Origin of the sequence: Streptomyces sp. NBC_00654, assembly GCF_026341775.1 — a bacterium.
In the GTDB taxonomy this organism is placed as follows: domain Bacteria; phylum Actinomycetota; class Actinomycetes; order Streptomycetales; family Streptomycetaceae; genus Streptomyces.
This window is the reverse complement of record NZ_JAPEOB010000002.1, coordinates 460,796-485,221: the sequence shown is the minus strand read 5'-3', so window position 1 is coordinate 485,221 and position 24,426 is coordinate 460,796. Positions and strand designations below refer to the sequence as shown.

Sequence of the window (24,426 nt, the reverse complement as noted above, 5' to 3'; positions counted from 1 at the left end):
GAGGGTGGTGGCACTGATGGGGCGCTTCGGTGTCAGTCCTCCCGGTCGTCGGTGTGTGCCCAGACCTCGGCGACGGGTGCGGCCCGCTCGGTGATCCCGTCGAGCAGCCGCAGCTGGGTGCGTTTCTCCGCCCCGCCGGGCGCTGTTCCGTCGGCGAGCAGGGCGGGGCCGCCGCCCGGGAGCGGTGTGAGCACCTCGGCGTACGGGCACGGGCCGATGTCGAGCAGCGGACAGAAGGAGCACGAGCCGCGGGGGCGCGTCAGGTGCCCGATGCGTTCGTCCTGAGCCAGCCGGCCGGAGCGGGCCTCGTGCAGGAGCTGTTCGACGAGCAGCGGCCGGGCCCGCGCGTAGTCGTCGGGGTGCCCGGTGGGATGCGGGGCGAAGAGCACCCGGGCGTCGAGTTCCTCGCCGTCGTCGAGGGTGCCGTAGGTGAGCCGGATCTCGGTCGCCATCAGCTGCGCCATGGGGGTGTCCGGAGCCGGGACCGGCGCCAGGCGGTCGCCGAGTTCGCCGGTGAACGCGTTGGCGGTGCTCTGTCCGAGCACGAGGATCACGGCCGGCAGCGACTGGAACATCTGGCGCAGCAGATGGCGGCGGGTGCGGAAGCACTCACCGACGATCCCGACGCGCTGGTCGTCGGTCATCGGCGGAAGACGGGGGTCGTCCGGATCGCTACGGGTGGTCCACTTGGCCGAGGCGCAGGCGACCATGTTGCCGTACGACAGATCCTCGCCGACGGCGAGCGTGCCCCGGTCGAGGCCCAGTTCGGCGCCGAGGGCGTCCAGCAGTCGCTGGTAGACGAGGTACATGCGCTGCGGCTGTTCGCGGACCGGGATCCCGTGGCGGCCCTGCGCGTCCTCGGGAACGCTCAGCGGGACCCCGGCCAGGGGATCGTCGTCGGGTCCGCCGCCGAAGGCGCGGTACGCGTCCTCGGGCAGCTCGGGCTTGAACACCCCTCGGTGCCGGAAGTAGTGCGCGTACTGGCGCACGGAGTCGAAGTCGGGGGTGAGCGAGCCGTGGCTGTCGGGCCACCAGCCCGGGAGGTTGGGGTTGATGCCGACGGCGAGGATCGGGGCCTTGCGGCAACCGGACAGCGGTTCCGGCAGCGGGGTCATCCGGCCCGTGTAGTGCGAGGGCCGCACGATCGAGGCGTCCGGCGGCGGCCCGTCGGCGTCGTAGTCGTACGAGTGATACGTACCCCACGAGCGGAAGTACGCGCACGGATGGGCTCCTGGTCCGGCGTACTGCGAGGTGCGCAGCGCATTGCACGGCATCAGCTCGAACAGCAGCTCGACCTCGATGGGGAGCCGGGTGACGGCCGGCGGGTCAGGCATGGTCGAAGCCCGCCTCGGAGACTCCCGCGAGCAGGCCCCAGGTGGTGAGCGCGCCGCAGACGCTGGTCCAGTAGCCGTACGCCTCGTAGTAGGCCACCGCCCACATGGTCTGCTGGTTGAGACGGAACTCGCGAGTGGGGAGTTCGCCGTTGATCTGGGGGTCGGACATGTTACGGACCACCACCCAGTCGGGCACGTGGTCCGAACCCGCGTCGGTGAGGTCGGCGCAGGCCAGCCCGAGCGCCGCGTCGCCCATCTCGACGGCTGCCCCCTCCTGTTCCAGGCCGTTCGTGGACGTGCCGTACTCGAAGTAGTCGGTGGTCAGGATCGGGTGGAACTCGGGCATGTCCCGGGCGCCCTGCTCGATGCGGACGGTCGGCTCGTTGTCGGGCGGCACGAGCAGCGGTCCGACGAAGGGGAAGCGGGTGGACGGCGGGCCGAACGGCGGTTCGGTGAGCCGGTCGGAGAAGCCGCGCATCATCTTCTGCGCCTCGTCGATGCGGCCGAGCGGGAGGCTCCAGTCGCACTGGAACGCGCGGCCGTTGAACTCATCGTTGCGAAACTCCTTCTGGCAGCGGAACTTCGCCGCGCGTGTGACCACCACATCGCCCAGGGGGAACTCGCCGAAGACGCTGCCCGAGGTGCCGATGGTGGCGATCACCCGCGGCCGGACCTCCTCGATGATCTGCTCGAAGAAGTCCCGGACGGGCAGGGTGGCGGTGCCTTCACCGGTCTTGAGACCGTCCTGATTGAGGTGGAGTTCGGACTTCACGCACAGCACGTCCAGGTCGCCGAGCTTGACGGGGAAGTACGAGCCCAGGCGCGGTGGGCGGGCGGAGAGCGAGGGCGCTCCGCCTCTGATCAGCGGCCGGTAGTGCTCCTCGAAGCGGCGTGTGTACCGATACCAGCGCAGCCGCCCGAATCCCTGGGTGAACACATCCGCGAGGGCGTTCTGTTCGGCGACGGTCCAGGTGATCACGACGATGTCCGCGCGAGGCAGCGCGGCGTCGGGGGACGGCTCGACGTCGAACGGCTGAGGGACGGGCGCGAGCCCGTCGGGGAAGACGATCCCGAGATCGGCGGCGAGGACGGGGCCTTCCGGCGCCGCGGCCAGGTCGGGCGACAGTTCGAGGTCCGCCTGGGTTACCCCGGCGGACAGCAGTGCGCGGGCGATGTCGACTCGCTCGTCGAGGGTGTCCATGATGCTGCCTTTCGAATCGATTCCCGGTTCGCCCGGAGCCGGTGTGCGGGTCGCTCGGTGTGCCGGTGGCTCGTCGAGGACCTGCGCCTCAGCCGGGGTCAGGGAGCTGCTCGCACACCCGGTAGGCGTTGGCGAGGAGCGTGAGGGTGGGGTTCGAGGCACCGGCGGTCGGCATGAACGCGCAGTCGAGGACATAGAGTCCGGAGACGGTGTGCGACTGGCAGTTCTCGTCGAGTACGGAGGCGTCGGGATCGGTGCCGGCGCGCAGTGTGCCCTGTACGTGTCCGTAGCCGGGGTTCTCCGCGCCGGGAACGTCGTAGCCGCGCAGCTCGCCGCCCGCTTCCCCCATCACCCGCACCACACGATCGATGGCGTAGCGGGCCGCGGCCAGGTCGTAGCTGTGGTGCCGGTACCAGATCCGGGCGGCGGGCATGCCCCACGGATCGGTGACGTCGGGGTCGAGTTCGACCCGGTTGTCGTACAGGGAGAGCGCCTCGCCCGTGAAGGAGAAGTAGACGCCGCCCTGGTGCCGCAGTTCGTCGAGGTAGGTGTACAGGTCCTCGCCCCACAGACCGCCGCGGCCGGGTCCGAGCGCGGCGCCCTTCACGAGCCGGACCGGCGGCACACACGTGTAGGGGTCGTACACGGAGAACTTGCCGGCCTTGGTGACCGGGGTGGCGGGGTCGTCGACCACGTACAGGTCGCGCAGCTGCAGTGAGCCGATCGCGGTGGAGGGCTGTCGGTCGCCGCCGCCGGTCCACACGGGCTGGAGCGGGAAGGTGAGTTCGGCGTTCCCGTGGGTGTGATACGTCAGATAGTGGCCGATCATCCGGTTGGGGTCGGGCACCTGCGACACGAGGAACAGCCGCGCCGACTCGATGGTCTGGATGGACACCACCACCTGGGACGCCCCAAGGAACCGTTCGGGCCCGCCGGGCTCGGTGCGGTACATCACGCCGCGCACCCGCCCGTTCTCATGGACGAGCCGGGTCACGCAGTGTCCGGTCAGCAGGTCGCACCGGCCGGTGGCCAAGGCACGCTGGAGCACCGTGTTCAGCGCCGAGGCCCGTGAGTTGAGAGCGCAGCCGAAGAACTGGTTGAAGCCGCAGAACGAGCAGGCCGGACGGCCGTCGTACACCCGGGAGTTGATGGCGCGGGGCCCGAGGTAGGGCCGCATTCCGGCGCGGCCGAACGCCTCGGTGAGGAACGGCACGGCCGCGTGCGGGCGCAGCGGCGGCATCGCGTAGTCGTATCCGGACCGGATCGGTTCCTGAGCGGGGGACTGCCGGGCCCGCCCGGAGACGCCCCATTCGTACTCGGCCCGCTCGAACCACGGCTCGAACTCGCGATAGCTCCACGGCCAGTTCACCATGTCCGCGTCGGGCGGCACGTCATGCAGGTGGTCCAGGACGCGGAAGTCCTCCTCGGTGTAGCGGGGCACGTTGGCGTCCCACACGTTCGTCGCGCCGCCGGCCATGTTGACGTTCCACCAGCGCTCGACCCGGGTGGGCCGGTCCTGGGCCGGGCCGGCCATGTAGATGTTGGGGTCGGTGTCGCGGTGCGGGATGAGTGTCTTGTGCGTATGGAAGTGGAGTTCGTCGTACGGAAGGAAATCGTCGGATGCCGGGAGCGGGCCCTTCTCCAGCACGGCGACGCGGCGTCCTCGCGCGGTGAGCACGCGGGCCGCGGTGCCGCCGCCCGCGCCGGCTCCCACGACGATCACGTCGTATGCGCCGGGTGCGTCGGTCGTGGCGGTCATGAGCCCTCCCCGGGCCGGCCGGCGGTCAGGACGGTGGGGCGGGTGAACGGTTCGGCCGGTGTGAGATAGCCGTACCAGCGCCAGATCACCGCTTCGTGGTTGCCGCCCCAGCGCGGGTCCCCGAAGCAGCCCTCGATGCAGTGGGCCCGCAGCAGGGCGAACGCGGCCGGCTGGGCGAGAGCGTCTGCGGGCCAGTCGGGCAGGGTCCCCGCAGCCAGGTCGCGCAGCAGCACGGTGGCCTCGGCCCGGTCGAGTGCGGTGACGCCGCGTCCGGCGTGCGCCTGTCGCGCGGCGGTGTCGAGAGCGGCGAGCAGCACCGGGTAGGCCAGGCGCCACGCCGGAATCTCCGGATGCGTCCCGGGGCCCATGGCCAGGAGCCGGTCGACGTATTCGGCGGCATCGGCGTCGGCCGCGCCGGGCCGCCGGGCGCCGCCGGGCAGGATCGCGTCGAAGAGCACCTCCACGGTTTGCCGCTGGTCCGTGTCGAAACCGCTGGTGTCGGGCGGTCGGAGGATCCACATGGTCAGCCCTTTCCGGCGATCCGGGTCGCCCCGTCCGCCCCGTCCGTCCTGTCCGCCCCGTCCGCCCCGTCCGTGCCGTGCGCGTCGTCCGGGCTGTCCGCGTTGTCGAGCGCCTCTTCCGTCGCGCCGACGATCGCCGCGTAGGGGCCGATGTCCGGCGGGCCGGTGTGGCGGACGATGCCGAGCACGGTCGCGTCGTCCGCGTCGGTGAGGTAGCGGCCCAGCTCCGGATACAGCTCGTCGTTCTCGCGCACCGCATGCGACCGGAAGAGCAGGACGAAGCCCTCCGTGCAGCGGCGGAAGTCGGAGATCGCGTAGGACACGTCGCCGGGGTCGCCGTTCTGGATCCGTTGCCAGGCGACGCGGATCGCCTCCCAATAGGCGCGGGCCTGGTCGTGCTGGTCGAACATCCAGCGGGCATGCTCGGGCGGCATGCCGCGCGCGACGGCCAGTGGCACGATCGCTTCCTCGGCCTTCAGGTGCGCCTGGTCCGCGAAGTTGGTGAGCGTGTAGACGAACATCCCCATCGCGGTGCGCACTTCCGGCGGAATGTCCTGTGCCCGGTGCACCGAGTCGAGTGCTTTGACGATTCGGCTGCCACACGCGAAGATGCGTTCGCCGAGCAGATGCTCCTGTTTGAGGACCTCCTCGAAAGCACGGCCACTGTCGCGGACCGACATCCCGTGGCGCGTGATCACCGCGGGCTGGAATTCCTTGCCGGGTGGCGACGGCTTGAGCAGGCCTCGCATACCGGCCGCCTGGGCGGCGAGGACTTCGATGAGGTTCTCCCCGACGAACAGGCACCGCTCGATCGGTACGCGCATCTGATCGGCCGCGAATCGGTAGATGGCGGGATCGGGCTTGTCCAGCTTGGCCTCGTGGTTGATCACGATGCCTTGAGGGTCCAGGATGTCGGCGAGGTGGACGACGCTGCCGTTGTGTTCGGTGACGACGGCCTCGGCGATCATCCGATGTCCCTGCTCGGCGCTGACCTCCGCGGGCAGGTTGGTGATCACGCCGACCCGCAGTCCCACCAGATCCCGCATGGCGTCGAGCAACTTCTCGGTGCTGGGCCGATACAACGCGAGATGACCGGGCCGGTCGACGTCTCCGAGAGTGTCGCGCAGGTCGAAGAAGACCACGTCGCAGTCGACGGTGGTGGCAGGCATGGGTCGGCCCCTTCCCTGGCGGTGTACATGCGACCGCGGTGTACATGCGACCCGGACGCGCCGTCGTGGGGCGGGGCGCCGGTCTGCGTTCCGGAGAGCATGGGGCGCACCGGTTCTCCCGGGCGACCCGCTGAGATCGTCATGGCTGCCCGTACGCGCTGTGCCGGTGCGCGCTGTGTCCGTGCGCGAAATGTGCGTACGTCGGCGTCCTGCGCCGAACACCGAGCACCGCGCACCGCGCACCGAGCACCGTGCACCGGGGGAGACGAGGGCGTCCGGTTGCCGGCGCGCCTGCCTCCTCGACCGCCCCGACACGCAGCAGCGCATGAGGCTCGCAAGCAGTGCGGGTGGCCGAGTCTTGAGCCGCTCGCACTCTCGGGGCCGCTGATCGGCGGCTGCTCCGCCGGAGCGCTGTCGGTGAGGATCCGCCCGATTTCTTCGCTCAGATCTCCGGATCAGGAGATGAATACCTTCATGGCGTCATCCCCTCAACCATGGTCGCCCTCGACCGGCGCCGCCGCCACTTGGCTGGGGGAACGGCGAGGCCGCGCCGCGTCACCGCCCTGAGCGCGTCGGGTATCCCCCTTCCCGCCCACTGTCAGGTTCTTCACGCTGACCATCGAGTAACGGGCTGCCCGCGATTGATCATGAGGCGTGTCGGCCTGGGGAGTTGGCCGGTGGGTGATTCAGCGGGCCGTCGTGCGGACGGGCACGGGTCCGGTACGCGTCCTGTGCCGGGGGGACCGCTGGGCGGCGCGGTCGGGAGACGAGGGCGGCGATGGCCCGGTGGGCGTGTGTGCGGTCCGGGCCGGGGCCCCCGGGGCCGGGCCGGGGCGCCCCCGGGCGTTGCGTGGCCGACCCTTCGACCGGACTACGTCAGCACGAGAGGCACGGTGATGGTGAGGTGTTCGTCGGGGGTCGGCAGGGCGGTGGCCGGCGCTTTCATACGGGCTGCGAGGTGGCCGATCACCCGGCCGGTCAGCTCCTCGTCCCACTCCGCTGTGCCTTCCGGTGGCAGGCGCATCTCGTCCCTGGCAGGTGGGTTGTCACCGAAGTAGCGCGCGGTGTCCATGTTGACGACCCAACAGGCCAGCGCGATCTCCACCTGCCCGGGTGCCGCCCACCGCACCCGTATGTGGGCGCACATGCTGAAGTCGTCCCCGCCGAATGTGACCGTCGTGGCGAACGACCTGCCACGGGGGTATTGCCGTATCAGCTTGAGTACTGCTGGTTCCACAACGGCTCGCGCCATAGGTTCCGTATACACCGTCTGCCTCCCTGTCTAGCCTGGCCTTCAGCATCCCGGACGGGGCCGGTGACGGACAGGCCGACTGCCGTCCCGAACGTTTCCCCTCCCAGGGAAGCTGTATGCTGGCCGGCTGGGGCGGCAGCCGGCCCGACGCCCAAAGGACCCCGCCGGTCGCTCTCTTGACCGGCAACCGGACAGCGAGTGCGGGGGAGCGATCGTGGTGGCCTTCAGGGCGCGCCCGGATACGCGGCTCTTCGGTGAGCCGACCCATGGCGTCCCTACGGGAAACGCGACGTACCGACTGTCCGACGCCGACATGCCACGAGGCCCGGGGGACCAGCCGAAGGTGTGGTTTGTGTCCGGTTGTTGGGGATGCGGGTGCCCGAACGTCTGACTCTGGTGGGGGCAGCACAGCAGTCCTTCGAACCGTGCTGGCCGAACCGAGGAGCAAGGAGCGGACATGGCTACGTACGAGACCGAGATTCACACTGGCGGGGGAGGGTGGCAGCCGGACGAGCCGCTCACGCTCTCCCTGGCCAACCGCGCAGAGGTCGTTCCCGCGGACGGTGCTCCCTCCACCGGCACGACCGTCACCTGGTCCAGCGACGCGGGAAACGGCAGCGTCACCTTCTTCGACGGCGGCAGCTCGTTCCATGGGTCCGCCCAGTTCCCCGGAGAGGGGCCGGTGGGCTACCGGGGGACGCGGGTCGAGTGATCCGCTGATCCGACCGGTGTGCGGGGCGGGCCCTGCCGGACACCCCGGCAGGGCCCGCGCACGTCTCCACCGTCCCTGGCCCCGGTCGCCGGACGAGCCGCGTCCCACCGCACCGCTGCCGCCGCAGTGTGCGGCTCGTGCCGGTCCGGCGGTGGCCGCGGCGGCACCACGGAGGCGGGGTTCGCCGGTGGATGGGGTCACGGGCGTGGAATCGCCGCGGTCGGCTCGGACGTCACCCCGGGTGGGCCACGGGCACGAGAATCGCCCCGGCGCCGCGCGGAGAGGGCGTGCTAGCCTTCTGGGATGTTCATCGTGATGTTCATCTGACGGTCCTGGGTCTCTCCCGCCCAGGTTCTGATCCGTCGAGGGTGTGCTTCTTCACGCCCTCCGGACCTTGGCAACCGTCGGATCCCGGCGACCGCGCGCAACGCCGGTCGCGCATCAACGGAGCTTCTTCGTGCTCGCAGTTCTTCTCCTTCCCGGCGCGCTTCGCGCCTTCCTCCCCGCCCTGATCGGCCGGTCCGCTCTCGCGATGGGCGGTCTGGCCCTCCTCCTCGCCGTCCAGGACAGTACGGGTTCGTACACACAGGCCGGTTTCGCGACAGCCGTGTTCGGTATCGCCAATGTCGTCGCCGCCCCCTGGCGTGCTCGGGCCGTCGACCGTTTCGGTCAGCGAACCGCGCTCACCACCATGGCGTCGGGACAGGCCGCAGGGTTCGTCGCGCTCGCGCTCATCGCGGACGCGGAGGGAACCGCGGCTGTCTGGTTCCTGGTTCTCAGCGCGGTGGTCGGCCTGACGGCGCCGCCTCTGGGAGCGGCGATGCGCATGATCTGGGCATCGCTCACCACGGCCGGTGACCAGCGGACAAAGGCGTTCAGTATCGACGCGGTCTGCGAGGAGCTGCTCTTCGTCGGTGGTCCCGTCATCATCACCGCGGTCATCGTGGCCGGCTCGCCCGGCGTCGGGCTCTGGGTGACCGCGGCCGCGGTTCTCCTCGGCACCGCGGCGATGACGTCCAGCGCGTCGTCGGGGGCGCTGCGCGGGACAGGAGGGGGTGGCACGCGCGGTGATCGTCCGCTGCGCCGGCCGGGATTCGCCAGGGTACTGGTCGTCCTGCTGGGTGTCGGCGGTGTACTCGGCGTCGCGGAGATCGCGGCGCCGGCGGTCGCCGCGCAGCATGATGCCGTCCCGGCCTCGGGCTGGCTCCTGGCGGCCCTCGCCGGGGGAAGTGCTCTCGGCGGGGTCCTCTACGGGCAGTTGAAGCTCAAGTCGGGAATCGCGAAGAGGCTGTTCGTCCTGTGCGTCGGCATGGGACTCGCGGCGGTGTTCGTGTCCCAGCTGGACACGCTCGTTCTCTTCGGTGCGGGCCTCGCTCTTCTCGGCCTCTGCCTCGCTCCGTCGCTCATCACCGGGTACCTCATCGCCGACACCATCGTCCCGGAAGCCGGCCGGACGGAAGCGTCGACCTGGATCAACACCTCCGTGAACCTCGGCGCATCGCTCGCGTCGGCGGCGGCCGGAGTCGTCATCGACGACTCCGGCGCCTGGCTCGCCCTGCTGCTCATGGGAATGATCGCCCTCGCGCTCGCCTCCGCCGTGCCGTTCACAGGGCTGCGCGGGATCGAGCTGTCGGCGGTTCCCGCTCCCGATCGCTGCGAGAACGGCTGATCAGCGGGCGTTACGGGCCGGGGGGCGGGGGGCGATGGCCGCGGTCGCACCGGCGGCCATGGCCCGCAGTACGGCTTTGCGTCCCCGCCCTCCTGGGTGAACTGGCCCTCGGTAACCAGGTGTTTGATGCGCAGCCGGACCTGCTGGTCGGTCATGCCGTCGTGCGCCTCCGTATGTCCGACCTCTACCGCTGAACGTAGTACGCTCGTATCGGCAGCGATCGTTTTGGTTTCGATGGTTTGGAGTCCGATGAGAGTCCGGTCGCGTACGGAGAACCCCTCGCGCCCCGTCCCCACGGCAGCGGAGCGGAAGCAGAGCGGCGGCGCGAGGCTGGCGCAGGTCGACGCGCTGCGCGGCTTCGCGCTGTTCGGCATCCTGATGGTCAACATCACCTACATGGCCTCCGCCTACCACGGCACCGGCCTGGAGGACCCCGGTCTCGGCGGCCCGCCGAGCGAGGTCGTCCGCGGACTGGTGGCGGTCTTCTTCGAGGCCAAGTTCTTCCTGTTGTTCTCGTTCCTCTTCGGCTACAGCTTCACGTTGCAGATCGACTCGGCCGAGCGGCGCGGCGCCCGGTTCGCACCACGCTTCCTGCGCCGCCTGACCGGCCTGTTCGTGATCGGCGTCGTACACGCCGTGGTGCTCTTTCCCGGCGACATCCTCACCCTGTACGCCGTCCTCGGCCTGATCCTGTTCGCGCTGCGCCGTGTCCGGCCCCGCACGGCGGTGCGGATCGCCATCGCGTTGCTGGCGGTCGCCGCCATCGGATTCGGGCTCCTCGCACTGGCCGTCGGTCAGGCGGGCGGGGACGGCGGCACCTCCCCGTCCGCGGCCTCCGCCGCGGCACAGGCGACCGAGGCCCTGCGCGGCGGACCGGGATCCGTCATAGGTGCGCACCTGGAGCAACTGCCGGACGTCGTCCTCCTGCTGGCCTTCTTCCAGGCGCCGTCCGCGCTCGCCGCCTTCCTGCTGGGCCTGGCGGCCGGGCGCCGACGGGCCCTCGCGGACCCCGACCGTCACCTGAAGCTTCTGCGCCGGCTCCAGTGGGCCGGATTCACGGTCGGGCTGCTCGGCGGCATCGTCTACGCGGACGCGAGCCGGAACCACCCCGGGACCGCGTACCAGCTCTTCGCCCTCGGCCTCGACATCGTCACCGCCCCGCTGCTCGCCGCCGCCTACGCGGCGACCGTGCTGCGCCTCGCTCATGGCCGCTACGGCCGGGCCGTGGTCACCACGCTCGCGCCGGCGGGACGGATGTCGCTGACCAACTACCTCGGCCAGTCCCTGGTCTGCGCCCTGATCTTCACCGGCTTCGGGGCCGCGCTGGTCGGCCGCGTCGCGCCCATCGGCGTCGCGGGTATCGCCCTGGTCCTGTTCGCCGCGCAGACGGTCGCCAGCCGATGGTGGCTGCGGCACCACGCCTACGGCCCGCTGGAGTGGCTGCTGCGCGCCTGGACGACGCTGTCGATACCGACGTGGCGCTCGCAGGGTGCGACCGGGTCACCCCGCCCGTGATTCTCCCGCCCATTGATTCCTGACCGGCCGCAAGAGGAAAGGTGCTTAGTGCCGTGACCAGAGAGGTCCACCGTGTGGTGATCCCCCCTCACACGGCACCAGGCCAGACTTGCCTGACCACGATGCGGGTCGCGTCGATCCGGGCGCTGCCCGTGTCAGTGGCACCCGCTACATTCCCGGAATGGTCGAACTGGACTCCCTCCCCGCCACCCGTGATGCCTACGACGCCGTCGCCACGCGCTACGCACAGCACTTCACCGACACTCTGCGCGACCGGCCGCTGGAGCGTGCGCTGCTCGCCGCGTTCGCCGAGTCGGTACGCGCTGGTGGTGACGGCGAGGTTGCGGATGTGGGCTGCGGGCCTGGGCATATCACTGCTCATCTGGGGCGGTTGGGACTGCGTGCCTTCGGTGTCGACGCGTCGCCCGCGATGATCGGGCTGGCTCGGGAGGCCAACCCGGAGCTGCGGTTCGAGGTGGGCTCGATGGCCGCGCTCAACATCGCGGACGGCGCGCTGGGCGGGGTACTTTCGCGATCCTCGATCATCCACATCCCACCACAGGACCTCCCGACCGTGGTCGCGGAGTTCGCCCGGGTCCTGGCCCCTGGGGGCCACCTGCTGATCAGCTGCTTCGCCACCGACGACTCCGCGATCCCGACGCAGTCCTTCGACCACTCGGTAATGACGGCCCATCGCTGGTCGCCCGACCATCTGGCGGGGCTGCTGCGCGATGTCGGCGTGAGCGAGATCGCCCGGGTGCTGTGCGAGCCGAAGCCAACCGACAAGCGGCAATTCCAGGAGCTGCAATTGCTGGCGGCCAAGAACTAGCTATTTCACGAGATGGTTCGCCGGGTCAGGCAGCGGCTGTGAGTGGGCGTCCGCCCCAGCGGATGCCCTTCTCGCGCCGGACTCGGGCGGGTTCTTTCAGCGCCGGATCTTCTCGCCCTTGTGGGCGGATGGATTGTCCAAGATCACGTAGATGGGGGCGCCGTCCGGGCGGGCCGCCCGGATCGACCTCAGAGCGGCCAGCGTGTTCGCGGCGCCCTTCTCGTTTGCGGACCGACCAGCGGGTGAAGGGCTGGCCGAGCTCGGTGGGTGACCCGCTGTTCTCCGCGGCCGTTCGCCCGACTCGGTGCCGAGCGGCGCCGCGCACCACACACAGACCGCGTCCACGCTGCCGGGATTCGGCCGGTCACCTTCACGGGGTACAGGTGAACGGGTGATCCATCGCGCCGGAGTCCTTCGGCGGGCGGTGTCGCGGGCCGGCGCATGGCTCCGGCCTGAGTGAATGGGCACCCATCTGAAACGAAGGAGCCATCCGCGCTTCAGTAGCGAGCGGATGACGAAGCCTGGGGTTGTTCTGTGAGAGCTGTATTGGATGCGGTCGGGCCGGCCCCGGACACCGCCCGCCGCTACCGCGAACAGGGCTGGTGGCGCGGTACGACCTTCTCCGACAGCCTGCGCGACGCCGCACGGCAGGACCCCGGAGGCACCGCCCTGCTCACCTGGAGACGGTGCGAGAACAGGCTGATCAGCCTGACGTTCGCGGAGTTCGACGTGCGGGCCGACGCTGTCGCCGAGGCGCTGCGCGGGCTCGGGGTACGGCGCGGCGATGTGGTGGCCTGCCGGCTTCCGTCCTGGTGGGAGACGGCGGTGTTGATGGTCGCCTGCCTGCGGGCGGGCGCGGTCGTGGCTCCGTTGCCGCTGCTGTTCGGCCCGTACGAGACGGAGCGGGTGCTCGCCGCCACCGGAGCGGTCGCGTGTGCCGTACCGGACGAGTGGGGTGGTGTCGCCCACGCGCGCGTGCTTGCCGAACAGGCGGGCCGGCTCCCGCGGTTGCGGCACCGTATCGTCATCGGCGACGCGGCCGACACCGGTGCGGTGAGCCTGCGGGGGAGCTTCGACGGTGAGCGGACGGCGGCGGCCGGGCCCGGCGAACCGCTCGCGCCCGACGACGTGTGCGCGCTGCTGTTCAGCTCGGGAACGACCGGCCGGAGCCACGTGGTGGCGCACAGCTCGAACACGCTCCTGGCAGGTCTGTACGACCGGGGGCAGGCCTGCGGCTCCGGTCGTTCCGTATGCGCGACGACCGGAGGGCTGAACCACTCCAGCGGGTTCCGCCAGCTCATGCGCACCCTCGATCTGCGGGTACCCGCCCTCTACAGCGACTGCCGCGACCCGGGCCGGTGGCTCGACCTCATCGCGGAGACCGGTGTCACCCATGTGCGGACCTCGCCCAGGAAGCTGCGCACCCTCACCGACGAACAGCGCCGCCGCCCGCGCGACCTGTCCCGGCTGCGTGTTGTCCACAGCCTGGCCGGCCCGCTGCCGCCCGTACTCCTGGCGGCGGCACGGGAGACGCTGTGTCCGGTGGTGCTCAACACCTGGGGGATGACGGAGACCAGCAGCCTCATCTCCACCGGCCCGGCCGATCCTCCGCACAGGGCGGGCCGGAGTATCGGTGTACCTCACGCATCGGCGGAGATCCGGCTGAGACCCGCATACGGGACCGGCGCCGGGACCGGGGCGGGGGCCGTTCCAGCGGAAGAAGGGGTGCGGCATGTCTTCCGGCTGGAGGTGCGCGGGCCGCAGGTGTGCCTGGCCACCCTTGACCGGGACACCCGCCAGGTGCTCTGGTCGCCGATGTGTGACGACGGCTGGCTGGACACCGGTGACCTGATGAGCCACGACGGTGAGGGCGGGCTGCGCTTCGTGGGGCGGGTCGCCGAACGCATCGGCGACCGGTGGTTGATCCCGGTCGCCGACGTGGAGCATGCGCTGCTCACGTACCCCGGCGTCCGGGACGTGGTGCTGGTGCCCTGGACGGACGCCGACGGCCACGAGGTCCCGTGTGCCGTTGTCGTCGCTTCCGTCCTTCCCGATCTGTGCGCCCTGCGCGACCATCTGACGGCCCGATACGGATTTCACGAGTCGTACCTGCCCGTCAGGGTCGAGAGGGTCACCGCGTTTCCCCTGACCGAACTGGGCAAAGTGCGCCGCGGCGTCCTGGCGGACCGGCTGAGGACGGCATAGGCGCACGCCGCCGGACGATCCCGGCGGCGTGCGCCCGTGTGCGGTGACCGGATGGATCAGTGGGCGATGCTGTCGATCAGGTCCCGTGCGCCCTGGCGCAGCAGCGCGACGGCGACGGACGTGCCCAGAGTGGCCGGGTCGAGCTGGCCGGCCCATTCGTGGGCATTGAGGACGGTCTTGCCGTCCGGGGTGAACACGCTGGCGCGCAGAGAGAGATCCCCGTTGCGGTGGGAGGTGGCGTAGCCGGCGACGGGGCTGTTGCAGTGCCCCTGGAGGATGTGGAGGAGCATGCGCTCCGCTGTGGTCTCGCGGAAGGTCCGAGGGTCGTTGAGACCGCCGGCCGCCTCGATGGTGGCGGAGTCGTCCTCACGGCACTGCAGGGCGAGGACCCCCGCGCCGATGGGCGGACACATCGTCTCGCGGGACAGGATCTCGGTGATCACGTCGGTACGGTTGATGCGCTGCAGGCCGCAGACGGACAGCAGCAGCGCGTCCGCCTCGCCCGCCGCGAGCTTGTCCAGGCGGCGGTTGGCGTTGCCGCGCAGCGGTACGCAGCGCAGGTGCGGGTGCGAGGCCGCGAGCTGCGCGATGCGGCGGACCGACGAGGTGCCGATCGTGCTGCCCGGAGGGAGTTCGTTCAGGGTGCGGCCGCCAGGATGGATGAGGGCGTCGCGCATGTCGTCGCGCTTGAGGAACCCGGTGATGACCATGCCCTCGGGCAGTGGCCGGTCGGCGGGGATGTCCTTGGCGCAGTGGACCGCGAGGTCGGCCTCGCCTGCCAGGACGGCCGCGTCGACCTCCTTCGTGAACGCACCCTTGCCCTCGACCTCGGAGAGGTCGCCGAGCCATGTGTCGCCGGTCGTGGTGACCGGAATGAGTTCGGTCGTGAGATCAGGGGCCAGCGCGGCCAGTCCGCTGCGTACGCGCTCCGCCTGGGCCAGGGCCATCGGCGAGTCACGGGTGGCGATACGGATCAGTTTGGGGAGTGACATGACGCTCACGATAAGGAGCTATATCCGCAATTGAGCGCCAGATCCGGCTGGTCATTCGGGTGGTCTCCGGTCGCTGCCCACGAACGGCGTGCGAGGAGAGGACCCGCCCCTGGTGATCATCGACATCCGGTCGGTCCGCGTCGCGGCGGGGGTGCCGAAGGAGACGACGGGACTGGATGCGCAGAGCCCGCCACCCTCCACCAGCGCGTCGTGACCGCCTTCAACGAGCATCCCGGGCGGATCTTCCGGGTTCGTGACCCGCACGAACTGCTCGGGCTGCCCACCGACGAGCCTTCGATCAACGTCACCCGCTCCCGCCTGGGACGTCTCGCCTGTCAGGGTCTCCCCGACCAACCCGGGGACGCGGCCGGTGCCAGGAACGGACTAACGCCGCACTTCGTGGGCTGGAATCGGAACGGCCGACGGCCGCCACTCTCGCCTGATCAACCCGAACACCCACGAGTCGGATACCTCGCCGTTCACGACGCAGTCTTCCCGCAACGTCCCTTCACGCACGAATCCGATCTTCTCCAGGACCCGGGCAGACGCCACGTTGCGCGTATCGGTCTCAGCCTGAACCCGATTCAGGTCCAGTGCGTCGAATGCCCACTGCAGCACGGCGTGCGCGGTCTCCGTCGCGAAGCCATGGCCCCACATCGCATCGTCGAGGCAGTAGCCCAACGACGCGCTGCGGTACTCCGGGTTCCATCCGGTCAGACCGCACCAGCCGACGAAGGCTCCGTCAGAAGCACGGTCGATGGCCACCCGCGCCCCGGTGCCTTCGTCCTCCATCTTCCGGCACATCGCGATGAAGCGCTCGGCGCGGGCCTGTTCGTTCCACGGCGGGGAGTCCCAATAGCGCATCACGTGGGTGCTGCTGTGCAGCGCGAACAGGGAGTCCGCGTCGGCGTCGGTGAAGGGGCGCAGTCGCAGGCGAGCGGTGTGCAGTATGGGGGTGGCCAAAGTCATGCGCACCATCTTGTGTCCTCATGGGCAGGCAGAACACCGAATATCCGATCCCGGTCCGGCTCTTACGGGCAAGGCATCGCCCACCAGCAGATCGTGTACGTCTTCAACCAGCAACCCGACCGCAGGCAGACACATCGACGCGACGGCAGCCACCGCACGGCGTAGCAGTGTTCTGTCCTCGGCCGACGAGGCCGAGGACAGAACACCGCTGCGGGACCGGGCGTCAATCGTTCGCGGGCGTACGTGATCGGGTCCGTCGCCTGTGCCCGATGCCTGGTGGTTCACGTGTCGGGTGGTGGGGGTTTGCGATATTGGCAAGGCTTTTTGTTGGCCTGTTGTCCGGTGGTACACGCTCGGGGTGGAGGTGATCGCCATGGGCGGTACGACGGACAATGTGCGGGACAGTACGGGGAGCGCCACTTTTGACGGGGGCGTGTACGACGTGGTGGTGGTGGGCGGGGGTGCGGCGGGGCTGAGCGCGGCTCTGGTTCTGGCCAGGGCGCGTCGCCGGGTCGCGGTGGTGGATGCGGGCGGGCCGCGCAACGCTCCCGCCGCGCATATGCACGGTTTCCTGTCCCGGGACGGGATGTCCCCGGCCGACCTGCTGGCGGTGGGCCGGGCCGAGGTCGCCGGTTACGGGGTGGACGTGTTCGAGAGCCGTGTGGATCAGATCGACCCAGGCTTCTCCGTCCGTCTGGACGGTGGTGCGGTGCTCGGTGCCCGCCGGGTCGTGGTGGCCACCGGACTGCGGGACGAGCTCCCCGCGATCCCCGGCGTGCGGGAGCGGTGGGGCAGGGACCTGCTGTTCTGCCCCTACTGCCACGCGTACGAGGTGCGCGACCAGCCGATCGGGGTGCTGGGTACCCACCCCGGCGCGGTGCGGCACGCGCTGCTCTTGCGGCAGTGGTCGCACGACGTCGTGTTCTTCCCGCACACCCTGGACCTGGGTGCGCGGGAGCGCGAGCAGTTGGCTGCCCGCGGGATCGTCGTCGCCGGGGGGACCGTCAAGCGTCTGGTGACCGAGGACGACCGGTTGCGCGGGGTCGAGCTGGCCGAGGGGCATGTCGTCCCGCGCTCCGCAGTGTTCGTCTTCCCGCACATGGTGCCCCACGACTCCCTGCTCACCGGTCTGGGGTGCGAGCGGGACCTCAACGGCTGGGTGACCACCGACAATGCGGGCCGGACCAGTGTGTCCGGGGTGTGGGCGGTCGGCAACGTGTCCGATGCGAAAGCGCTCGTGATCACCGCTGCGGGGCAGGGCGCGGCGGCCGCGTTCGCCCTCAATCATGACCTGGTCGAGGAGGACGTCGAGCGGGCGGTGAAGGACGCCGGCCCTTCGCCCCGGGAGCCGCGGTATGTGCCGCGGCCGGCCCCACGAGGCGCCGCGTCCGACTGACCACCGGTCATTGAGCCGGCCGGCCCCCGGCAGACGCGGCCCCGGCCAGCCGGAAGCCGTACACATGCAATCACGAACACACCAACAAGGGAGAGTTTCATCATGGCGGTAAAGCCCGCAGGTTCCGTGGAAAGCGTCACCGAGCAGACATTTCCCACGCGCGTGCTGGAGGCGAAGCGCCCCGTCCTGATCCAGTTCTGGGCCGAGTGGTGCGGGCCGTGCATCAGGGTCACGCCCATCGTCGAGCAGATCGCCGCCGAGCAGGCGGGCGTCTTGGACGTCGTCAAGGTCAACGTCGATGAGGAGCCCGCACTGGCGGACCGGCACGGGATCTCCTCGATCCCCGCTTTCGTCGTCTACGCCGACGGCGCTCCCGCCAAGGCGTGGACGGGCGCCGCCCCGAAGCCCCTGCTGGAACGGAGCCTCGGCCCCTTCCTTCGCTGAGCCCCGGTGCGCATCTCCTGTTCGGCGCGGCGGTGGCCGGGCCGGGCAGGTGGTGCCCGCCGTCCGTGCTGCTGGAACTGGAGGACTCATGGACTCACATCATGGTCAGGACATCGAGTGGGACGTGCTGGGTGTGCACCGGGAACGCGAGGCAGGTCTGCACGCTCCCGCCCTCGCCCGGACGATGGACTGGTTGCGGGATCTGCTGCGGACCAGCGGTGGCGGACGCACACCGGTCCACCGTGTGCTGGACATCGGCAGCGGGCCGGGGGTGGTCACGTGTCTGCTGGCACACACGTTTCCGGACGCCGAGGTTGTCGCTGTCGACCAGTCGCCGGGCATCCTGGAGAGGGTCCGCTCGCGTGCGGCGGCCCAAGGAATGGGAAGCCGCGTCGTCACGCGGCTGAGGAAATCCCCGGGCGATTTCGGCTCGCCGGATTCCGCGGATCTGATCTGGATCCGGAACGGCTTCTGCCGTATCGGGGATCAGGAAGCGGCATTGCGCTCCGTGGCCGGCTGCTTGCGGCCGGGCGGGCTCCTTGCCGTCGCGGGAAGCGGGCTGCCCCCGCGGTTTCTGCCCCGTGACATCGGCATGGGGCGTCCGGGCCTGCAAGCCCGCCTGGACGCCGCCTCGGAGGATGCCTTCGGCGACATGCGCGACCGACTGCCCGGCTCGGTCAGGACGGTGGAGGACTGGCCGGCCATGCTGGCCCGCGCGGGGCTCATCCCCAGCGGGACACGCAGCTTCTTCACCGACCTCCCGTCACCCCTCGGAATGCCGGCGCGCGAGCATCTGCAGATGCACCTGATCCGGCTGCGCGATCAGATCGGTGACCGACTGGATCCGGAGGACCGCGCGACCCTGGAGCATCTGGCGGACAGCGACACATGCACCGGCATCCTCGGCCGCCCGGACGCCTTCTACCTCACGGCCACCACTGTCCACACGGCCCGCTCATGCCGCAGCTTCTAGTTCTGCAGCCGGAGGCCGGCCGCGGTACCGGATCACGCGAGGGTTCCGCCGGGCCCGAGTGGTCTGCTGTCCAGACAGCAGCGGACGAAGTCCTGGACGATGGGGTTGGCGTCGTCGGCGGGTGCCCAGGCGACGCCGACCTGGCTGGGGGCTGACGCCGCTGACGGGCCGGTAGACGATGCCGGGGCGGGCGTAGAAACGGGCGGAGGATTCGGGGGCGAGAGCGATGCCGTAGCCGTTGGCGATCGCGCTGAGCCAGTCGTCGGGCTGGTCGGTGACGGCGCCGATACGGACCGGATGGCCCTCGCGTTCATCGGTGGCCGGCCGCAGTCGGCCCCCGTGCCACCAGGGCCCGGCCCGGTTCGGTCAGGGCCATGCCGGCCCGGGACCGGGTGAACAACGGCATGCCGAGCTGGGTCTCCAGCTGCTTGATCTGTCTGGTCAGCGCCGGTTGGGAAACGAACAGCAGTTTCGCGGCCCGGGTCAGGCTTCCTTCCTCCGCCACGGCGGCGAAGTAGCGCAAAAGCCGGGTGTCGACATCCATGCCATCAGGTTATGGATGCAGGTATTGGACGCAAGACCGGGGCTCGCCGAGAGTGAACACAGCACATGAGCAGCAGCTCACCAAGCCAAATGAACAGGGCGGTGCCATGACTGTTCTGATGATTCGCCACCAGGTGGCCGATGAAGGTGTCGCGGAGGTTGTCGATGCGATTGAGGCGGCGTTCACGGCAGTGGAGGAGCAGCGGCCGGAAGGCATCCGGTACGCGTATCTGCGGCACGCCGGCACTGCCGGATTCGTTGCCTTGCCGGACCTCGACGAGGGGATCGAGAATCCTCTCCCAGGCGTTGGGGCGGCGCGTCGTCTGCAAGCGACCGTGGCCAAGTGGGCTGTGGGGACAGGCACGACACCACAGCCGTTCGACGTCCTCGGTTCCTACCGCATCCTCTCCTGAACGGCTCATGCCATGCATATCGCCTACATATGCGTCACCGTCATCACGATCGCGGCCACTGCCGGGATCGCCGTCGCGGACTTCGCGAAGGCCGATTTCGTTCTCGCCAACTCGGCCGAAGTGAATCTGCCGCAGTCCTGGCTCCCGGTGCTGGCCACGCTGAAAGCCGCTGGGGCTGCAGGGCTCGCTGTCGGACTCCTGGGCGTTCGGGCTGTCGGAACCGCCGCCGCCATCGGCCTCGTTCTGTTCTTCGTCGGCGCCATGGCCGCCCACTTCCGTGCCCGCGTGTTCCACAACATCGTCTTTCCCGGTGCCTACCTCGTGATGGCCGTCGCTTCTCTCGGACTCGTTCTCACTCGGTGATGTGGCTGTTCGTGGCCGACGGGCAGATCTTGCGGCTGCCCACTCCGCCGGGTCGGCCCGGTTTTCGTGAAGCACCCGGCAAGTGTTCGTCTCAGATGTCAGTGGGATGGACACCACGCATTCCGCCCCCGTGAGCGGCCCGACGAACCGTCACCACATGGAGCACGGATTTAACCAGTTCTTTTCGCAGTTTTCGGTCGATACGATCGGCGGCAGCGGGTGCAGTCGGAACGGACTGGCAGTGGCAGTGGCGGTCCTCCATGGGACGCCGGTGACCGGCGAGTTGTGCCCTGTCGCGTTGTCCGGCAGGCACCTGCGCACGCTCGCTCGTGGCATTGACCGAAAGCTTTGGTGATTCCGCTGCAAAGACCTTCGGCCCCCTTGCGATCGTACGCACTGGACGGCCCTTTTCCAGGGCACACCATCGCCGGTCACCAGCACCAACGCACCTTTCCCCCACCCAACGCCACAGCAGCCCCGGAATGCGTGTGCTCAGCACCGAGAAAGGACCTCCCGTGAGTGGGACCGCACATCACCACCCCGAACTCAGCGCACTGTGCGACCGGGTGACCGCTCCGTCAACCGTCGAGCTGCCCACGGTCGGCGACGGGCTCACCTGGAGACCTGCCAGCCCTGGTGACATCGGCCTGATCCTCGACCTGGCGCTTGCCGCCGGAAAGATCGACCATCCGCGCTCGCTGGTGACGAGGGACGCGCTGGAGGAGGAGTTCGGCAGCGAAGTCTTCGACCCCGAGCGTGACGCGGTGATCGCCGTCGATGCCGCCGGTCGGGCCGTCGCCTTCGGCTCGGCCATGGCCCCGGCGGCCCAGGAGACGATCGTCTGGGTCGGACTCGACGGAACGGTGGCTCCGGACCGCCGTGGTGAAGGCATCGGCACAGCCCTGCTGGCATGGCAGGAGGCCCGGGGCCTTCAGCATCTCGCGGCAAGCGATGCGACCCTGCCCGGTTGGCTCGCCGCCGGCGCGCAGGACCACGCCACTCCCGCGATCCGGCTCCTGGAGGAGCACGGCTACGAGCGTGCCCGGTGGTGGCTGGAGCTGGAGCGCGATCTCAGGGTGCCGCCGGCCGAGCCGCCGCCCGCCCAGGGAGTGCGGCTCGTGCCCTACGGCGAGGAGTGGACGGAGCGGGCCAGATCCGCGATGAACGACTCCTTCCGCGACCATTGGGGCAGCCAGCCGGTGACCGCCGCCGAATGGGCCTCCGGTGACCGGCTCAAAGCGTTCCGTTCCGACCTGTCCCTGCTCGCCGTCACCCCGGACACCCACGAGGGCGAACGTGTCGTCGGGTTCGTCTTCGTCGACGTGGAGCCGGACGAGTGGCCGCTGCGTGGCGTCTCGTTCGGCTACATCACGGCCGTCGGCGTACGGAGGGACGCGCGGGGACAAGGGCTGGCCCGCACCATGCTGGCCCACGTGCTGCGGGCGCTGCGGGCGGACGGCCTCGACCACGCCGTACTCGACGTCGACGCCGAAAGCCCCACCGGTGCCCTCGGCCTCTACCAGAGTCTCGGTTTCACCGTCACCGACCGCTCGATCAGCCTCGTCAAACGCTTCTGACCTGCCCCCGAACCAAGCCCATCAGGACTACATCCAGCGGCTGTTGACGCGCCGCAGCCAAGGAAACTCCACACCGAGGACTTCCCCCGGTACGACGTGCGGCACGTCGCCCGGCCGCCCGACCACAACGAGCAGAAAGCACCCGACATGTTCCCCTCCGCCATCACCGACTTCTGGCTGGTACCTTCCCCCACGAGCCGGCTCCTCCACGGCGACAGCGCTTTCAGCGTCACCGTCGACACCGCGCTCGACGAGGATGAACGGCTTACCATCCTCACGACGACCGAGGGCAGGACGCGCGTCCTGCTCACCCCCGCGGTCGCCGGGGCGGTGGGCCTGGAAGACGGTCAGCCGGTCGACGAATCCGGCTTCCGACAGCGGCTGGAGAAGGCCGGAATCTCACTGCACGGCGCCGACAACCTGTTCTACTTCACCCATGAGGCCCGGGAGAATCTGCTCGGCGAACCGGACAGCCCCTCGATCCGTCCACTCACTGATGCCGACGCGGACGTGTTCGGACAGTTCGAGGAAGCGGCGTCCGAGCAGGATCTCGACGACGCGTCCGTCGAGCTGGATCACTGGGCGGTCTACGGGGCGTTCGAGGACGGGCAGTTGGTGTGCGTGGCGAGCATGTACCCGTGGAACGACGCGCCACTGGCCGATCTCGGAGTACTGACACTTTCGCAGTACCGGGGCAAGGGACACGCCCGCCGCCTCGTGCGCGCGATCTCCCGGCACGCCCTCGCGCGGGGCCACGAGCCCCAGTACCGCTGTCAGCTCGACAACCACGCCTCGGTGGCGGCGGCCGGATCGGCGGGCCTGACCCTGTTCGGAACCTGGGACATCGTCTCCCCGGAATCCGCCGCGTAACACTGTCCGCCCGCTTCCGGGCACGGAGCGACGTCCACGCACACGAGGTCGGAGCGGGCCCGGGAATCTACGGACCGGCAGGGCGAAAGCCTGGCAACGGCACATCTGCGAAACGGGTGTGGCCCGGACGACGGGCCACACCCGGGCGAGCCCGCGGGGGATCGGGCCGGGGCGGACGAGGGAGCCGGGCTTTATCGGAACCGGACGTCATAGGAGCCTGGCGGGGACAGGGGCGACGCGGGTACCGCGGCAGGCCCGGCCCGGCCCGCGGGGCTCTCCCGGATGCGGTTTCGCCCGTATGCCGACCGAACACCGGGCAAATGCCGTGGACTTGCACAACCCGCGCCCGGGGATCGGCGGCCCCACGCTGATCGCGCAGGGCCGCCGAAACCGTTGTCGGGCGGCTTCGCCGTTGCCGAGACACTCTCCCGCACCGGCCGGTGCCGGTCGGCTCCGGCCGCGACCACGCCGGTGAGCGCCATGGCGCCGAGCGAATCGTCACGGTCGGCGCGGCATCCCGGTGCGCACGGCCCCACGCCCATACTCCACTCCAACTATGAGGCCAATCGGCGCAGTTACTGGTCGAGATACGCGGACGGATACCGGCCCTGGCCGCTCTCCTGCTGCTGTTCCTCACCGCTTTCGCGGCCACGCAGCCGTTGCGCGCCTCCGAGCCCCGGCCGGTCTCCGCCCCCGTCGGTGAATTCTCGGCGTCCCGTGCCGTTGCCCTGCTCGGCGGAGTCGCGGAAGGTGCCGCACCCGGCGTGTTCGGCCGCGCAGGCGGACGTACGGGAGTATCTCGTCGGTGAGCTGCGGAAGGTGGGTCTGCGGCCCGAGGTCCAGACTCGGGTCGCCCCCTCCGACGCCGAGGACAGCCCGGCCGTGGTCGGTTCCGTCTCCAACATCCACGCCACGATTCCCGGCAGGAAGCCCCCGGCCGGGTCCTCCTCGTCGCCCACGCCCACACCATCGCCGTACACGCCGACACCCGTGCCCACCAGATCTTCGACGTCACCGTCGAGGGTGCGCAGCTCACCGGCGGACCGAAGCGACAGGGGAGCGGCCTGGGCTGGAGTTGCAGCTACGCGGCCCCGCCCGCCGACGGCATCGACCTCGTCCTCCGCACCTGCGGCAAGGGCCCCCTGCCACTGCGCGTGGTATCCACCGCCGTCGGCCTGCCGTACGGGGCCGACGCGCCAACCCTGGCCGCGGACGAGCTGGGCGAGCTGGCCGTCGGTCGCCGGACAGACCTTCGCCGTACGGACCTTCCGGCTCTGACCCCATCCCGCCGGGCCGTCCGGCGCGGCGTTGTCCTTGGCCGTGTCGAATCCGTGGCGATGTCCTTCCCGCGAACGCGAGGAAGCCCGCCGATCGGACGAGGTATCGGTCTTGGGGATGAGCGAAGAGCAGTCGCGCGAGCACCTCGGACGGATACGGCCGAAGGCGAAGCAGGCGGCGTCGGCCGCCCCGCGGCACGGCAGTGGCAAGTCCCCGGAGGCCATCACCGAGGAGAACGGAGGGTCTGCGCCCGAAGCCCGGATCGCCCCTTCGGACATTCAGTGGGCGGGCGGCATCCGGTCCGCGCGTTGGGCCCACGGATCGGATGCGGGCGTCGCGGGGAGTGAACAGGTTCGTGCCTCGGCAATCGCACCGGAAGCCCACTGATCGCGCCGCGCCCCGGCCGTATGACGCTGTTGGCGAATTCAGATGTTGAGCCCGG

Annotated in this window: 21 protein-coding genes and 4 pseudogenes; 14 read left to right on the top strand and 11 right to left on the bottom strand. The window is 70.1% G+C overall.

Translation table 11 applies throughout. From position 1 onward, the window contains the following. Positions 1-32: 32 nt before the first annotated feature. The 6 genes from OHA98_RS22340 to OHA98_RS22315 form a co-directional block, all read right to left on the bottom strand. Positions 33-1,334, bottom strand: a complete 1,302-nt coding sequence (locus tag OHA98_RS22340; protein WP_266928510.1) for a hypothetical protein — start codon at positions 1,332-1,334, stop codon at positions 33-35. Further along, positions 1,327-2,535, bottom strand: a complete 1,209-nt coding sequence (locus OHA98_RS22335) for a hypothetical protein (protein ID WP_266928509.1) — start codon at positions 2,533-2,535, stop codon at positions 1,327-1,329. The genes OHA98_RS22340 and OHA98_RS22335 overlap by 8 nt, the downstream gene beginning before the upstream one ends. Before the next feature lie 88 nt (positions 2,536-2,623). Beyond that, complete coding sequence (locus OHA98_RS22330; protein WP_266928508.1) at positions 2,624-4,294, bottom strand: GMC oxidoreductase; 1,671 nt, start codon at positions 4,292-4,294, stop codon at positions 2,624-2,626. Next, positions 4,291-4,815, bottom strand: coding sequence for a gluconate 2-dehydrogenase subunit 3 family protein (locus OHA98_RS22325; protein ID WP_266928507.1), 525 nt, complete (start codon positions 4,813-4,815; stop codon positions 4,291-4,293). The genes OHA98_RS22330 and OHA98_RS22325 overlap by 4 nt, the downstream gene beginning before the upstream one ends. 2 nt (positions 4,816-4,817) lie before the next feature. After that, positions 4,818-5,984: an HAD family hydrolase gene (locus OHA98_RS22320; protein WP_266928506.1), complete on the bottom strand. Its 1,167-nt coding sequence runs from the start codon at positions 5,982-5,984 to the stop codon at positions 4,818-4,820. Positions 5,985-6,855: 871 nt separating this feature from the next. Then, positions 6,856-7,131: a hypothetical protein gene (locus OHA98_RS22315; protein WP_266928505.1), complete on the bottom strand. Its 276-nt coding sequence runs from the start codon at positions 7,129-7,131 to the stop codon at positions 6,856-6,858. A 248-nt stretch (positions 7,132-7,379) separates the two neighbouring features. Between OHA98_RS22315 and OHA98_RS22310 the strand changes: the two are divergent. The 5 genes and pseudogenes from OHA98_RS22310 to OHA98_RS22290 all read left to right on the top strand — a co-directional run. Then, positions 7,380-7,543 (top strand): annotated as a pseudogene (locus tag OHA98_RS22310) (S41 family peptidase); the annotation flags it as partial. 150 nt (positions 7,544-7,693) lie between these two features. Beyond that, the gene (locus tag OHA98_RS22305; RefSeq protein ID WP_266928504.1) at positions 7,694-7,948 is read left to right on the top strand and encodes a hypothetical protein; all 255 of its coding nucleotides are present in this window, start codon (positions 7,694-7,696) and stop codon (positions 7,946-7,948) included. 457 nt (positions 7,949-8,405) lie between these two features. After that, complete coding sequence (locus OHA98_RS22300) at positions 8,406-9,617, top strand: MFS transporter (protein ID WP_266928503.1); 1,212 nt, start codon at positions 8,406-8,408, stop codon at positions 9,615-9,617. Between the two features lie 249 nt (positions 9,618-9,866). Next, entirely contained in the window at positions 9,867-11,132 is a 1,266-nt protein-coding gene (locus tag OHA98_RS22295) for a DUF418 domain-containing protein (RefSeq protein WP_266928502.1), read from the top strand. 181 nt (positions 11,133-11,313) lie between these two features. Then, positions 11,314-11,961: a class I SAM-dependent methyltransferase gene (locus OHA98_RS22290; protein ID WP_266928501.1), complete on the top strand. Its 648-nt coding sequence runs from the start codon at positions 11,314-11,316 to the stop codon at positions 11,959-11,961. A 25-nt stretch (positions 11,962-11,986) separates the two neighbouring features. Here the strand turns inward: OHA98_RS22290 and OHA98_RS22285 are convergent. Continuing rightward, positions 11,987-12,180: pseudogene (locus OHA98_RS22285) on the bottom strand (IS630 family transposase); the annotation flags it as partial. 315 nt (positions 12,181-12,495) lie between these two features. Between OHA98_RS22285 and OHA98_RS22280 the strand changes: the two are divergent. Next, positions 12,496-14,166 carry an AMP-binding protein gene (locus OHA98_RS22280; protein ID WP_266928500.1) on the top strand — a complete coding sequence of 557 codons (1,671 nt, stop codon included), beginning with the start codon at positions 12,496-12,498 and terminating at the stop codon, positions 14,164-14,166. 56 nt (positions 14,167-14,222) lie between these two features. On the opposite strand, the gene hemC is transcribed toward OHA98_RS22280, so the two are convergent. After that, positions 14,223-15,158: a hydroxymethylbilane synthase gene (hemC, locus tag OHA98_RS22275; RefSeq protein WP_266928499.1), complete on the bottom strand. Its 936-nt coding sequence runs from the start codon at positions 15,156-15,158 to the stop codon at positions 14,223-14,225. 91 nt (positions 15,159-15,249) lie between these two features. Between hemC and OHA98_RS42745 the strand changes: the two are divergent. Next, positions 15,250-15,339 (top strand): annotated as a pseudogene (locus tag OHA98_RS42745) (IS5/IS1182 family transposase); the annotation flags it as partial. A 203-nt stretch (positions 15,340-15,542) separates the two neighbouring features. Here OHA98_RS42745 and OHA98_RS22270 read toward each other — a convergent pair. Further along, a complete protein-coding gene (locus tag OHA98_RS22270; protein ID WP_266928498.1) occupies positions 15,543-16,127 on the bottom strand; it encodes a GNAT family N-acetyltransferase in 585 nt (194 codons plus the stop codon). Positions 16,128-16,500: 373 nt separating this feature from the next. On the opposite strand from OHA98_RS22270, the gene OHA98_RS22265 reads away from it, so the two are divergent. From OHA98_RS22265 to OHA98_RS22255, 3 genes are all read left to right on the top strand, one after another. Beyond that, positions 16,501-17,523 carry an NAD(P)/FAD-dependent oxidoreductase gene (locus OHA98_RS22265; protein ID WP_266928497.1) on the top strand — a complete coding sequence of 341 codons (1,023 nt, stop codon included), beginning with the start codon at positions 16,501-16,503 and terminating at the stop codon, positions 17,521-17,523. Positions 17,524-17,625: 102 nt separating this feature from the next. Further along, positions 17,626-17,967 (top strand): co-chaperone YbbN, encoded by a 342-nt coding sequence (locus tag OHA98_RS22260; RefSeq protein ID WP_266928496.1) that lies wholly within the window; start codon positions 17,626-17,628, stop codon positions 17,965-17,967. An 88-nt stretch (positions 17,968-18,055) separates the two neighbouring features. After that, a complete protein-coding gene (locus OHA98_RS22255) occupies positions 18,056-18,940 on the top strand; it encodes a trans-aconitate 2-methyltransferase (protein WP_266928495.1) in 885 nt (294 codons plus the stop codon). 32 nt (positions 18,941-18,972) lie between these two features. Here OHA98_RS22255 and OHA98_RS22250 read toward each other — a convergent pair. Then, a pseudogene (locus OHA98_RS22250) lies at positions 18,973-19,484 on the bottom strand (LysR family transcriptional regulator). Positions 19,485-19,590: 106 nt separating this feature from the next. Between OHA98_RS22250 and OHA98_RS22245 the strand changes: the two are divergent. From OHA98_RS22245 to OHA98_RS22230, 4 genes are all read left to right on the top strand, one after another. Beyond that, positions 19,591-19,896: a hypothetical protein gene (locus OHA98_RS22245; protein ID WP_266928494.1), complete on the top strand. Its 306-nt coding sequence runs from the start codon at positions 19,591-19,593 to the stop codon at positions 19,894-19,896. A gap of 12 nt (positions 19,897-19,908) precedes the next feature. Continuing rightward, complete coding sequence (locus OHA98_RS22240) at positions 19,909-20,259, top strand: DoxX family protein (RefSeq protein WP_266928493.1); 351 nt, start codon at positions 19,909-19,911, stop codon at positions 20,257-20,259. Between the two features lie 515 nt (positions 20,260-20,774). Further along, the gene (locus OHA98_RS22235; protein WP_266928492.1) at positions 20,775-21,836 is read left to right on the top strand and encodes a GNAT family N-acetyltransferase; all 1,062 of its coding nucleotides are present in this window, start codon (positions 20,775-20,777) and stop codon (positions 21,834-21,836) included. 96 nt (positions 21,837-21,932) lie between these two features. After that, positions 21,933-22,706, top strand: coding sequence for a GNAT family N-acetyltransferase (locus tag OHA98_RS22230; RefSeq protein ID WP_266928491.1), 774 nt, complete (start codon positions 21,933-21,935; stop codon positions 22,704-22,706). A gap of 575 nt (positions 22,707-23,281) precedes the next feature. Here OHA98_RS22230 and OHA98_RS22225 read toward each other — a convergent pair. Continuing rightward, complete coding sequence (locus tag OHA98_RS22225) at positions 23,282-24,208, bottom strand: hypothetical protein (protein WP_266928490.1); 927 nt, start codon at positions 24,206-24,208, stop codon at positions 23,282-23,284. Between the last annotated feature and the right edge of the window lie 218 nt (positions 24,209-24,426).